Origin of the sequence: Neobacillus niacini NBRC 15566, from assembly GCF_001591505.1 — a bacterium.
In the GTDB taxonomy this organism is placed as follows: domain Bacteria; phylum Bacillota; class Bacilli; order Bacillales; family Cytobacillaceae; genus Neobacillus; species Neobacillus niacini.
On the sequence record NZ_BCVA01000013.1, the window covers coordinates 66098 to 79689 of the forward strand.

Annotated in this window: 10 protein-coding genes; all 10 read left to right on the forward strand. The window is 39.5% G+C overall.

Annotation, left to right across the window (positions count from 1 at the left end; all coding sequences use genetic code 11):
• Positions 1-12: 12 nt before the first annotated feature.
• Positions 13-1053 carry an ABC transporter ATP-binding protein gene (locus BANA01_RS12640; protein ID WP_034675338.1) on the forward strand — a complete coding sequence of 347 codons (1041 nt, stop codon included), beginning with the start codon at positions 13-15 and terminating at the stop codon, positions 1051-1053.
• 34 nt (positions 1054-1087) lie between these two features.
• Positions 1088-2152: an ABC transporter substrate-binding protein gene (locus tag BANA01_RS12645; RefSeq protein ID WP_034675342.1), complete on the forward strand. Its 1065-nt coding sequence runs from the start codon at positions 1088-1090 to the stop codon at positions 2150-2152.
• Between the two features lie 222 nt (positions 2153-2374).
• On the forward strand, positions 2375-4087 hold the full coding sequence (locus tag BANA01_RS12650) for an adenine deaminase C-terminal domain-containing protein (protein ID WP_034675346.1): 1713 nt from the start codon (positions 2375-2377) through the stop codon (positions 4085-4087).
• A gap of 5 nt (positions 4088-4092) precedes the next feature.
• The gene (locus tag BANA01_RS12655) at positions 4093-5409 is read left to right on the forward strand and encodes an amidohydrolase (RefSeq protein ID WP_235847134.1); all 1317 of its coding nucleotides are present in this window, start codon (positions 4093-4095) and stop codon (positions 5407-5409) included.
• Between the two features lie 247 nt (positions 5410-5656).
• Entirely contained in the window at positions 5657-5992 is a 336-nt protein-coding gene (locus BANA01_RS12660) for a hypothetical protein (protein WP_034675352.1), read from the forward strand.
• 30 nt (positions 5993-6022) lie between these two features.
• Positions 6023-7189: a hypothetical protein gene (locus BANA01_RS12665; protein WP_052106376.1), complete on the forward strand. Its 1167-nt coding sequence runs from the start codon at positions 6023-6025 to the stop codon at positions 7187-7189.
• A gap of 69 nt (positions 7190-7258) precedes the next feature.
• Positions 7259-7594 (forward strand): hypothetical protein, encoded by a 336-nt coding sequence (locus BANA01_RS12670; RefSeq protein ID WP_034675355.1) that lies wholly within the window; start codon positions 7259-7261, stop codon positions 7592-7594.
• A 58-nt stretch (positions 7595-7652) separates the two neighbouring features.
• Positions 7653-8453, forward strand: a complete 801-nt coding sequence (locus BANA01_RS12675) for a hypothetical protein (protein ID WP_034675358.1) — start codon at positions 7653-7655, stop codon at positions 8451-8453.
• A gap of 254 nt (positions 8454-8707) precedes the next feature.
• The gene (gene essC / locus BANA01_RS12680) at positions 8708-13327 is read left to right on the forward strand and encodes a type VII secretion protein EssC (protein WP_034675361.1); all 4620 of its coding nucleotides are present in this window, start codon (positions 8708-8710) and stop codon (positions 13325-13327) included.
• Complete coding sequence (locus BANA01_RS12685) at positions 13320-13571, forward strand: ubiquitin family protein (RefSeq protein ID WP_034675364.1); 252 nt, start codon at positions 13320-13322, stop codon at positions 13569-13571. The genes essC and BANA01_RS12685 overlap by 8 nt, the downstream gene beginning before the upstream one ends.
• Positions 13572-13592 lie beyond the last annotated feature (21 nt).

The following is a 13592-nucleotide window of genomic DNA, read 5'->3' on the forward strand; positions in this document are numbered from 1 at the left end:
TAACACAGCATTATGTCCTATGTTGAATTAAATGATATTCGAGTTAGTTATGATAACAAAACTGATATCCTAAAAGATTTAAATTTATCCATTGAAAAGGGAGAATTGGTTTCCTTATTAGGCCCATCAGGCTGTGGGAAAACAACCACTTTACGTGTTATTGCAGGCTTAATCGAGCCAAATGATGGTGAGTTTCTTGTTGACAATCAAAACTTAACAAAAGTGCCCGTTCACAAACGTGAATTTGGTATGGTGTTCCAAAGTTATGCTTTGTTTCCCCACCTTACGATTAAGGAAAATGTTGCCTTCGGCTTAAAATTACGCAAGGAAAAAAAGAATAGTATAGACAAAAAGGTAAAAGATATTCTTGAAATTACAGGTTTAGAGGCGCTTAGTGACCGCTATCCCAAACAGCTTTCAGGTGGACAAAGACAACGTGTTGCTTTAGCGCGGGCTTTAGTGATTGAACCGAAATTATTATTATTGGATGAACCTTTGAGTAACTTAGATGCGAAATTGCGCTTATCCATGCGTATCGAAATTAAACGAATTCAAAGTCAATTAGGCATTACATCTGTGTTTGTAACACATGATCAAGAGGAATGTTTCTCCATCTCAGACAAGGTGGCTGTTATGAATAAAGGTGTTATCGAACAGTTTGACACACCTGAAGAAATTTATAAAAACCCAAAAACAGAATTCGTTGCCCGGTTTATCGGGTTTGAAAACTTCTTTGATTTAACACCGACAGAAGACTGGAAGTATAAGGCTGTTGATGGAACAGTTTTCCTAAGTAATCGCGATTGGGAACCTGGAAAACAAACAGGAACCATTCGTCCAGATGATATAGAAATCGCAGCAAATACAACGCAACAAACTACTAATATGGTGTCAGGGGTTATAAAAGTCCGGACCTTCCTGGGTAAGTCCTATCAGTATGAAGTGGAAACTTCCATTGGCACTTTAATCGCAAATAAAGCCGATGATGTAGTGTATCAAGTCGGAGACGCAGTAACATTATCCATTCCTGCTCACAAGCTAATCATAGTTTAAGAATATAAAACATCTAAGAAAAGGGGAGTCAAAAATGAAGAAGACATTAGGTTTAGTAAGTTTAAGTTTCGTAACAGCTAGTATCCTTGCTGCATGCGGCGGGGGCAACGGTGGAGACAAAACTGCAGATAAAGAACCACAAACATTGATTATCTCAACATTTGGGTTGGAAGAAGATAAAATGCAAGAAGATGTTTTCAAACCATTTGAAGAAAAATACAATGTCGACATTGTATTAGAAACGGGTACAAGCTCTGAGCGTTTAACAAAATTGAAAAGCAATCCAAACTCAACGGTTGATGTAATTGAACTGTCCCAATCAAATGCAGCAGACGGTGTATCGGCTGGTCTGTTTGAAAAAATCGACAGCAAGAATGTTCCGAACATGGACAACTTAATCGATAGCGCAAAAGATTTATCGGCAGATGGTTCTGGTCCAGCATACACGCTGAACAGTATCGGAATTGTTTACAATAAAAAGGCAGCTGGTAAAGAGATTAAGGAATGGGATGATTTATGGGACGCTTCTTTAAAAGGGAAAATCTCCATTCCAGACATTACTACCACATTTGGCCCGGCGATGCTATATGTAGCAAGCGGTCATAAGAAGGTGGAACTTGCAAGTGATAAAGGAAAAGCTGCATTTGAAGCAATCACAGACTTAGCTCCAAACGTGGTAAAAACGTATAGCAAATCTTCGGATTTAGCCAACATGTTCCAGTCGGGAGAAATTGCAGCAGCTGTTGTCGGCGACTTTGCTGTTCCGATTATTACAGAATCTAATCCAGATGTAGCCTATGTTGTACCTGAGTCTGGAACGTACGCAAACTTTAATACGATTAACGTAAACAAAAACTCAAAAAATAAAGACTTGGCATATAAGTATATCGATTGGAGACTAAGTCAGGAAGTTCAGGAAAAAACGGCAGTGTCTCTTAATGAAGCACCAACCAATAAAAATGTAGTCCTTGACGAGGAAACTGCTAAAAATAAAACGTACGGTGATGTGGCAGAACGTACAAATAAAGTCGATTCATTATTCGTAAATAAAAACTTTGAATCTTGGATTAATCAATGGAATCGAATTTTGAACAAATAGTTTGAGTTTATAGGAAAGGGCTAAGATCATTCTTGGCCTTTTTCTTTTATTAGGCAGTTTTGGTAACCAAAAGGGCTCTTTGATTCCCTCTAGCATAATTTTTCATGCTCTGCGGTAACCAAAAGGCGCCGTTGATTCCCTCTAGCATGATATTTCGTGTTCAACGGTAACCCAAAGGCGCTTTTGATAAAAAACTTAGATTTTGAGAAAGGAGAATATAAAATGAAAGTGGATTTGGCGATTATCAATGCACGGGTCTTTAACACTTTTACCAAAAAATTCGAAAAGAAAAATGTGTTTATTGTTGAGGATAAATTTTACTATCTAACAGCTGATAACATTGAAAATATCCATGTTGAAAAAGTGGTAGACGCTAAAAATCAGTATTTGATTCCTGGTTTAATGGATATTCACATGCATATAGAAAGCTCAATGACATCCCCTTCCATTTTTTCAGAGGCAGTGTTAACCCATGGGGTAACAACGGTTATCGCTGATGCGCATGAGATAGCAAATGTGTTTGGTATGGAAGGGCTGGAGGCATTCTTTTCTCAGCCAAGTGTCATGGATATTTTCTATGCCATTCCTTCGTCTGTACCTTCGACAACTCCAGAATTAGAAACAACGGGCGGTTATATCGGTGTAGAAGAAGTGAAGCAGCTCTTGAAGCACCCGAAAGTAATTGCGCTAGGGGAAGCGATGAACTTTAACGGCATTGTCAATGAACCAGAGTCTTTGATTCGGCAGATCTTACGCGCTGTTCAAACGGAGAGGCCATTTATGCCATTAGAAGGTCATGTTCCACGTGTTTCGGGATTAGAATTATCAAAGTTTTTATATGCAGGTATAACAGCTGATCACACCCATCAATCGCCGGAATCGATTTATGAAAAAATCACTAATGGAATGTTTTTAGAATTTCAGAAGAAATCGATTACTCCTGAGAACATACGCGTTGTAGTGGAAAATCATTTCTATGACTATATGGCTATTATTACAGATGATGTGATGGCGGATGACTTGTTGGAAGGACATTTGGATGCCAATGTACGCTTAGCTATTCTGTCTGGGATGCCAGCAGAACAGGCCATCTATTGTGCTACTTATACGCCTGCAAGAAGAATGGGATTCCAAGACAGAGGTGCGATTGTGCCAGGTTTTAAAGCTGATTTTGTATTGTTAAATGACATTGATAGTTTTGAGATTGACGCGGTATATAAAGATGGAAGGTTAGTCCATGCACGAGGTAATCAAATCAGATATCCGGCTGAAAAACCTAATTTTCCCAAGCATTTCTATCAATCCTTAAAATGCCGGGAATTAACATTAGAGGATTTACGTTTCAAGGTGAAGGAGTCTGAAAAGACTGTAGTAAACGTCATTCAAATTTCAGAAGTAGGTACATTTACAGAGCATGTACAACGTGAGGTTAACGTCATAGATGGATATTTAGATTGGGAAAATAGCGGGTTAGCCTTAATTGTGGTGATGGAGCGATATGGAAAAACGGGCAGCATTGCTTACGGATTTGTGGACAGAGCTTTATATGAAAAAGGAGCTGTCGCCACTACTTGGGCGCATGATCATCATAATTTAATGGTAATGGGAACGAGCTCGGAGGATATTATAGCAGCACAAAAACAACTATTGGCTTTGCAGGGCGGTTACGTCGTGGTACAAGCTGGGAAGGTGCAAGCGGTTTGTCCATTGCCAGTTGGCGGTATTGTCAGTGATGCACCGATACAAGAACTAGGTGCGCAATTGAAGGAAGTGCGGCAAGCGATGAATCGGTTAGGATACCGCAACAGTAATGAAATTATGTCCTTCTCGACTTTATCCCTGCCAGTTTCACCTGTTATCAAGATTACAGATAAAGGGATGATGAATGTGCGTTCTCAAATGATGATCCCGCTAGTTGAGGGTGAACAATTTTGAAAATAGTGATTAAAAATGCTTGGATTTTAACCATGAATGAGCAGATGGACCAGTTCCCAAAAGGGTATATGATAACAGATGATGAGGAAATTTTAGAGGTTGGTGCGATGGACTCACTGCCAAATGAACTTACCTATGATAAATGTATCGACGCCAAAGGGGCCATTTTGCTGCCAGGTATGGTTAATACACATACGCATATTGGCATGATCCCATTTCGTTCATTAGGGGATGACTACCCCGACCGTTTACGCCGCTTTTTATTTCCATTAGAAAATGAATGTATGAATGAACAGTTGGCGTACACAAGCGCAAAATACGCCATTGCTGAAATGCAGCTTGCAGGAGTGACGACATTTTTTGATATGTATTATTTTGAACAACGTTTAGCTGAAGCGGCTGAAGAAATGCATAGCCGCGGAATTTTAGCAGAAACCGTGATTGATTCAGTAACGGTTGATGTGTCCGATCCAATGGGCGGCTTACAGTATGCTCAACGTTTTATTCCGACATGGCAGGGAAATAGAAGAATTCAAGCGTCAGTAGCACCGCATGCCCCATACTCAAATACCATTGAAGTACTCCAGCAAGCAGACGCTTTGTCTCAGAAATACGATGTACCATGGATGATGCATGTCAGTGAAATGGATTTTGAAATGGATAAATTTCGTAATGAACGCAATCAATCCCCGATAGAATTTTTAGAGGATATTGGTGTATTGAGTCCAAGATTTGTCGCTGCACATTGTATTCATTTATCAGACAATGATATTGAGTTATTGAAGAAATATGATGTAAAAGTGGCTCATTGTATCGGGGCGAATACGAAATCTGCTAAAGGTGTAGCCCGTGTCCGGGATTTGTTATCTGCTGGTATAACGGTGGGAATGGGAACAGATGGGCCAAGCAGCGGAAATACCTTGGATTTATTTAGCCAAATGCGATTGTTTGCGAATTTTCATAAAACCTATTTACAAGATCGCAGTGCCTTTCCGGCTGAAGAAATTGTAAGGTTAGCAACAATCGGAGGAGCTGCCGTTTTAAGGATGGAGAAGCAAATTGGCTCTATTGAAGCAGGGAAACAGGCGGATTTCATCCTAGTTGAAACCGATTCAGTCAATATGTTTCCTATTTTTGATCCATATTCTGCTCTAGTGTACTCGGCTAATGGTGGGAATGTACGAGATGTATTTATCGCGGGAAAGCAAGTGGTTGCAGGAAAAAAGTTAGTGGACTTTGATGAAGCACAATTAAGAATAGAGCTTTCCGAAGCCATGGGGCAATGCGGCTTTAAAACAAAAGCTTTAAAAGCAATGGAATAACACGGGGACGGTTCTTGTGACTTGAACTAACTTCATTAAATATCAACGTCCCTAAGAAGGGTCAATCAGTAACGTCTGGGTCTTCAGACGTTATTTTTTATAAAATTTGGGGGGTGTCCGGTACAAAATAACCAATTTTTTCTTTTTTATAGAATAATAAATAAATAGCTTTTATAATAAATAGGAAAATAGAGGGAATCGGAAATAATAAAAATCAAAGACGGTTTCGTTAAAAGCAGGTGATAAAGTGAGTATTAACGTTCATTTAGCGGCTTCGCAGGCAAATAAAATCAATGATTATTCCGCAAGACTACTTGAAGTTAAAAGTAACTTAAATAGGGTAAAAGGGAATCTCAACAATGGCTGGAAGGCCCAAGAGATGTTTTACATAAACCAAACAATTGACAGTATAAATCGGGAGATTGCTGCCCTATCTTCGAAACTAAGTTCAATTGGGTCGGATGTTCTTTCCGCTGCACAACAAATTCAGCGTCAAGAAGAAGCTGAGGCAAGAGCAAAGGCGGAAGCAGAAGCAAAGGCAAAAGCGGAAGCTGAAAAAAAGGCAAATGCCGCTGGAAACTAATTTTACTAGAGTGCTTGGAGGTGCTATAAATTGCCGCCCATTAGGATTCAAACAGATTATGTTAAAATGACTGGTGCCAGTATTGGTCCTATGTCACAAAAAGTATCAGAGGTTAGTGATGGTTTAAGTGCTCTAAGGTATTCGATTGATCACGAAATTATGAATCGGGGGAATTTACATTCAAGGTTCAATGCTGCTATCACGTCAGCTAATCAATTAGAGACGCGGATAAGAAACTTGGACCGGTTTATTGCTCAATCCATGGATCAGTATTGCCGGACAGAAACTGAGCTAACCAAGAAATCCGAATCTGCCTTAACCCCTGAATCTAAGAAATCAACTATTGCTAGTATCTTGAATGTCTTTAATTACATCAATGGAAAACTTAGTATCGGGGATGCCGCCTTAGTCGGAACACAACTTTTTACAATTGCGCTTAGTACTGGGATTTCACGGAAGCTTAAAATTAATTACATAGGCGGGAAGCCAACGTTTTGGAAGAAAATTAAAGGTGAATATAAATTTACAGTAGGAGCCCATCCATCCTGGAAGAGTAGAGGAAGAGGAAGATATGACTCTAAACTGGCTCGTGCAATCTATAACTTTTCAAAATCGAGCCCTGCGAATCCGGTCGTAAAGCAACTTCAAAAGATTGCAGCTTCATATAATAATCCTTCAGCGCTATTAAAGCATGCTGCTGGTTTTCCAAAGAATTTGAATCTGTTAAAAGCGGATACTTTATCTGGTACATTCCAAAAACGGATAACAACAGGTACAAAGGAAATTGCTGAGCACATAATTGATGCCAAGGGTTGGAGCAAAGTGGCAAAGAAAGTCCCGGTGGTTGGCTGGGGAATATCACTCGCTGCAAACGGTGCAGAGTTTGTTGACCCTGACAATGCAGGTAAGACCAGTGGTGAGATAACTGGACGTGCAGCTGCTGGAATTACCGCAGATATTATTGCAATCAGCGCAGGAGCTAAAGTCGGTGCGATGATTGGCAGCGTTGGTGGACCTGTAGGAATTGTAGTTGGAGGTGCTGTTGGTGCCTTGGTCGGCGGAGTCGGAAGTATAGTCTTTGAGGATCAGATTAAAAATGTTGGAGAAAAGCTCGGAGGAGCAGTTGAAGAAGGAATTAAAGATATAGGTGCGGGGATTAGTAACACCTTTAAATCCGTTGGAAGCTGGTTCAACTAAAAACGTATTGTAAGAATTTTGAACTTTGGTATCTTCAGCAAATCTCTTAATAAAGGATAAGGGTGAAACATGACTTTAGAAACAATGAAACTGATTCAAGGCTTATTATCCTATTATCTGAGCGTTCAAGTAATGTTCAGTATCTTGGTGTTTTTACTCGGAAGAATTGTGCTTGATGTTTACGAAACAGGTGTTTATGAAAATCCAAAAACGGTATTTCAAAAGACGTTTACTTATGTGATTAATGCCTTTTTTGGTATCGGGCCCTATTTGAACAAGAAATTTTTAAAGTACTCTTTCCTAAAAAGAAAGTTCTTTATGTTGATTTCTATAGTTGTCCAAATTATTGCCTCTATAATTGTTTATTATGTACTTAAAAATCTGCTCCGGGCTATTTTTCTATAGAGATAGAGACCAGGAGAACCGTCCCAATGGTTTCCTAACGAAAAGGATTGTGAATTAAATGGATTATATCATGACTTGTACATCAGCGGAGCTAGCTCTCTTAGTAACACTTAGTGGTTATCCTGGTGTGGCAAAAGGTATTGCCGAGGCTTCTGTAGGAGAAAAACGTCAAAAAGAATGGGAAGCAATTATGGAAGTGACTACCCATCAATTAATCCTAAAGCAGCTCTGGGATGATGAAAAAGAGAGTAAGGGAGAGATCCCATTAAGGGATGAAATTCAGCAATTTATTCAAAACTATGTAGAATCGAAAAGGATGATTCGCTGCTCAAATAAAGGGCAATCGAACATTCTCATGATACACCATATTGAAAACGATACATGGATGTCTCATATTATCGATCGTGACATTATCCATGAATTTGCCTATATCAATGCAGTTGATATACCGGACATAATACGAAACTATTACTCATTTTCGGAAGAGGGGATTGAAGAACCGCATACGTTCCATCTTTCCGATCAGGCGTTTGATTTACTGAGTGAGCGCCGTAACGCGGGCAAAGTAAGGAAAATAACCAGTTTTTCTTCTGAAGAAGAGCTGAGCTTCCGTATCTTTCTCAATGATTTAGAGTCGCAGGACTGGTCTCTTTATAATATTTCACTGTTCCATAATCCAAGTATTGAAAGAGATCCGATTCTTGAAAATATCGTCTTCTTTCTTCCCTCTGCAAGAGGGATATGGGTTGTAGAGTACATGGATCATCCAACTGCACCAGTAAAAGTAACATTAAATACGTTTGAGCAGTGGTGTGATTTGTTAAACAGTGTCGGTTATGAAGCCTCAGTGAATAGATAAAAGCGAAGATCCATATGAGAATTCTCATGTGGATTTTTATTATGGAAAAATCATCTTTGGTTCTATTTTCTTATATTCTTTTGAAGGATTAATAAGACTAAAGAGCTATAAGACTGCTGTGTCAGTTATTGGGTACCTAGATAAAGATTTTGCCAAATTGTGTCTAAAGTATGACGGACCGATTAGAAAATTACTTTATAATAACAAATATAGGAAATTGTTTCTACTGAGCTAGAAATAGGGAGAGAATTATTTTGATCGTAACGCTGTTTGATAGAGGTAAAGCATTTAATCTTGTTTTGCCGGAAAAAATCACTGGAAGATATATCTTAACCACTGTTGATCAAGCTGAAAATCAGATAGATTTGCTGGCAATTGAAGCTGAAAATGGTAAGTGGTATGTAAAATCAAATAAATATGCCTACTTAAAGGGCGCTGCCGGAGAAAAGATTGGAAAAGTTCCGGTAGAGCCTTTTATGACGTATACGGTCTACCGTGATGGGGATTCATCGGCGCTTTTATATGTTGAACCAGCAAGTGAAGGACGAAATAAGTTTACTAGACATATGGTGACTGCGGATGTCATTAAAATTGGACGGGCTAAGGATAACAATATTTGTTTTACCGATAAATTGGTATCCAGTTCACACTGTTCCGTTGAATATAACGATAAGGGTCTAGCGGTAATCCGGGATCATAACAGTTCAAACGGTACATATGTCAACGGTGAAAGAATTATTGAAAAAACGCTGGCCATTGGCGACGTGATATCAATTATGGGCTTACGGATTATTTATAATGGGCGATTACTTTCGTTAAATAATCCACATCAATTAGTATTTTTAGACCGAGATGCTTTTAAACCGTTTGTTGCGAGCCAGCCCAATGTCCAGGATAATGATGAGTTCGATGAATTTCAAATTGAGGAAGAACAGGATGATTTATTTTTTCGTTCACCGAGGTTTAAGCGAGATATTGAGCGAAAGACAATCAAAATTGATCCGCCACCGCAGCAAAATAATACCGAAGAAACCCCGTTAATGCTGTTGCTGGGTCCGTCCATTACAATGGGGATGGCGTCGCTATTTACAGGAATATTTGCCGTCCAAAATGTCATGCGGACGAATGGAGACATTATGTACGCGATGCCTACACTTATCATGTCCTTAAGCATGATGATTGGGATGATTCTCTGGCCAATTTTAACCAAAAGGTATGAGAAGAAGAGGCGGATTGCTCAGGAGAAAATACGGCAGGAAAAATATAAAAAGTACATAGAAGAGATGAAGCAGGCGGTTGCGGACGCATGCAAGTATCAGAGTGATATTTTGCATGAAAATCATATTCCCCTTTACCTATGCTTAAAAAGAATTCGCAATCGTGAACGTACCTTATGGGAACGGACACTAGGACAAAATGATTTTCTCAAAATAAGAGTGGGTCTCGGTGATTTGCCGGTAGATGCGGAAATCAAATACCCTGAAAAGAAATTTACGCTTCTTGATGACAACCTCCAAGATGAGTTGTATCAATGGGTAGAATCTCCTCAAATTTTAAGACAGGTGCCTGTCACCCTATCGCTAATGGAAGAGCGCATAAGTGGGATTATTGGAAAAAGGGAAAACGTTGTCGAGTTTGCTAAAGGGATCATTTTTCAGTTAGCTGCCTTACATAGTTATGATGAATTAAAATTTGTCTTTATTTACGATAAAGAAGAACAAGAGTGTTGGAGGTTCGTGAAGTGGCTGCCGCATGTGTGGGATGATAGCAAGAATGTCCGCTATATAGCCTCCGATGCGAATGAACTAAAGGAACTTTCCGCTTATTTTGAAAAAGAAATAAACAATCGAGCAGCACTGGCAGACAGTAATGAAGCAGAGATAAAACAGCATTATGTTGTATTTTCAATGAGCAAAGAGTTAGCAGGAAAAGCTGAAATGGTGAATTTACTATTAAAAGAAAAGAAAGACATTAGCTTCAGCTTGATTACCTTATATGACACCTTGGAAATGTTGCCGAAAGAATGCACCAATGTGGTGGAGCTTAATGAAAAAACAAGCAAAATTTATGATAAAGACGATATATCCGGTAAGTATCAAAACTTTACTGCCGATATTTTCTTACAGCAGGACGCGGAACCGATTGCCGTAGAGTTGGCCAACATACAGCTTGCTTCTTCTGTGAAGGCCTACACACTTCCTGATATGATCACTTTTTTAGAAATGTTTGGCATTGGAAAAGTAGAGCATTTAAACGCACCGACACGGTGGAAGGAAAATAATCCCACTCAGACAATCGAAACGCAGATCGGTGTCAACCAGGCAGGAGAGCCGTTCAAACTTGATCTTCATGAAAAATACCATGGGCCGCATGGATTGATTGCTGGTATGACTGGATCTGGTAAGAGTGAGTTTATTATGACCTTTATCTTATCGTTAGCGGTCAACTACCATCCAGATGAAGTTGCATTTATTTTAATTGATTATAAAGGCGGCGGGATGGCGAATGCATTCCGCAGCCTGCCGCATTTAGCAGGGACGATTACCAACCTTGATGGTGCAGCTGTCAAACGTTCACTCATTAGTATTCAAAGTGAACTTAAGCGGCGACAGGCAATTTTTAGTGAAACTAGCAGAGTATTGAATGAAAGCAATATTGATATTTATAAATATCAAAAGTTATACCGTGAAGGTGCTGTCTCTGAGCCATTACAGCATTTATTCATGATATCAGATGAGTTTGCTGAGTTAAAAACGCAACAGCCGGAATTTATGGACCAACTGGTCAGCGCTGCACGGATAGGAAGAAGCTTGGGTGTCCATCTAATTTTAGCGACGCAGAAGCCTTCGGGGGTTGTCGATGACCAAATTTGGAGTAACAGTAAATTCCGTATCAGTCTGAAGGTGCAAGAAAAGGCGGACAGTATGGAGGTCATCAAACGGCCGGATGCGGCGGAGTTATCGCAAACGGGTCGTTTCTACTTGCAGGTTGGCTATAACGAACTGTTTGAACTTGGCCAATCCGCATGGGCAGGGGCGCCGTATTATCCTGCAGATAAAGTAGATAAATCTAAAGATGATGGGATTATGGTGATTGATAATTTAGGACGTGTGTTAAAATCGGCGAGAGTCGATAAGCGGAAAAATATGATAAAAAAACCAGTGAGCCAAATTGATGAGGTCACCAACTACCTAGCCAATCTTGCAAAGCAGGAAAATATTAAAGTAAAACAGCTTTGGTTAGATCCAATCCCGGCTAATATCTACTTAGATGAATTAAAAGAAAAGTATCGTGAGAGTATCACGAAGCGGTTTGAACTTAATCCTGTAGTCGGTGAGTTTGATGATCCAGCAAATCAACGTCAAGCTGTGTTAAGGCTCCCACTATCCCAAGAAGGGAATACCGTTGTATATGGGGTTGCTGGAAGCGGAAAAACAACCTTCTTAACCTCACTTATCTATTCCTTGATGGAGGAACACACACCTGAAGAAGTAAATCTCTATTTACTAGACTTTGGGTCAGAAACGTTAAGCTGGTACCGTGAGTCTCCACATGTCGGCGATGTAATGCTGTCACATGAAGGAGAAAAAATTGATAATCTCTTTAAAATGCTCACGAGCGAAATTGCAACAAGAAAGAAGCAATTCTCTAATTATGGAGGAGACTTCAAAATCTTTAATCAGCAGTCAAACGAAAAGGTACCATCGATCGTCCTGATGATTCACAATTACTCGGCATTTTCAGAGATGTATGAACAATATGAGGAAGCTATTTCATTTTTGACACGAGAAGGAACGAAATATGGAATTTATTTCATCGTTACAGCATTAAATACGGGTGCGATTCGATACAGGCTTCTTCAAAACTTCAAACAAATGTATGTCCTGCAGTTGAATGACACAACAGAATATTCTGGTGTGTTGGGCAATGTGGATGGTGTCTATCCTTCGAAAAATAAGGGTAGAGGAATTTTCAAAACTGAAAATGTTTACGAATTCCAGATTGCGCAAATTACAAAAGACGCATCGGACTTGTATCACTTTGTTACTGGATATTGCCGTGATTATCAGCAGAAATGGAATAAGAATTCGGCGAAACGAATTCCGATTCTTCCAGATAAAGTAGACATCCACTACTTACAGGATGAAATTCGTTTTAATCAGACAAACAGAATTCCGATTGGGATTGAGAAGAGCACACTGAATCTCGCAACTCTTGACTTTACTGCATCTGCGGTTCATCTCGTAACCTCGCATACTGGTGATGAATGCTCCACTTTCATGCAGGGACTTGCGGAAGTCATCGCGATGAAAGACAGCAGAGAAGTAATCGTTATCGACGCTGCTGGCAGCTTTGTTTATGACAACGGCCGCACCTATCAATATGTGACCGGTCCAAAGCCGGTAGAAGAGATGATTGTCTATTTATTTAAGACATTGGTGTATCGCAATAACACAACAAAGGATGCAATTGCGGAAGGTAAGCCAGAACCGGTGTTTGAAAATATTACCTGTATCATCCATTCGTTCACAGAATTGAATGCACAACTATCCGATGATGGAAAAGATAAACTGAAGGTCTTTTTAGAACGAGTCAATGGATTGAACGTAACAATAATCTTTTCCGACGCCGTTGACAAACTAAGTTCTTACACATATGAACCTTGGTTCCAAAAACAAGTATCACTGAGTGAGGGTGTTTGGGTAGGAAATGGGATTGCTGACCAATACACGCTCAAAATTAATAAAATTACCAATGATATGTATGGCGAATTAGCTGAGGACTTTGGCTATGTGGTGAACAAAGGAAAAGTAAAACTAGTAAAACTTCTGACCACTGCGGCGAGTGAAGAGGAGGCAGTACAATATGCATAAGATTTTAGTCGAGGTATATAATCCGGCTTCAAACAATAGTTATGATGTCTTTATCCCTCTGAAAAGTCCTGTATATGAAGTTGTTTATTTGCTGTCGACTACAATCTCTGAACTTTCACAAGGCCATTACATCGCAACAGAGCAAACGATTCTATGTGATCGAGTTACTGGAAATGTATTTGATATCAACAAAACCATTGAGGAACTTGGCTTGAAAAATGGATCGAAGTTGATGATTCTGTAAACAGATTGGTTGCTGACGTAC

What these genes read in the sequence shown, in the direction of transcription:
- BANA01_RS12640 (WP_034675338.1), top strand. Translation starts at nt 13, where the DNA reads ATGTCCTATGTTGAATTAAATGATATTCGAGTTAGTTATGATAACAAA.
- BANA01_RS12645 (WP_034675342.1), top strand. Translation starts at nt 1,088, where the DNA reads ATGAAGAAGACATTAGGTTTAGTAAGTTTAAGTTTCGTAACAGCTAGT.
- BANA01_RS12650 (WP_034675346.1), top strand. Translation starts at nt 2,375, where the DNA reads ATGAAAGTGGATTTGGCGATTATCAATGCACGGGTCTTTAACACTTTT.
- BANA01_RS12670 (WP_034675355.1), top strand. Translation starts at nt 7,259, where the DNA reads ATGACTTTAGAAACAATGAAACTGATTCAAGGCTTATTATCCTATTAT.
- BANA01_RS12675 (WP_034675358.1), top strand. Translation starts at nt 7,653, where the DNA reads ATGGATTATATCATGACTTGTACATCAGCGGAGCTAGCTCTCTTAGTA.
- BANA01_RS12685 (WP_034675364.1), top strand. Translation starts at nt 13,320, where the DNA reads ATGCATAAGATTTTAGTCGAGGTATATAATCCGGCTTCAAACAATAGT.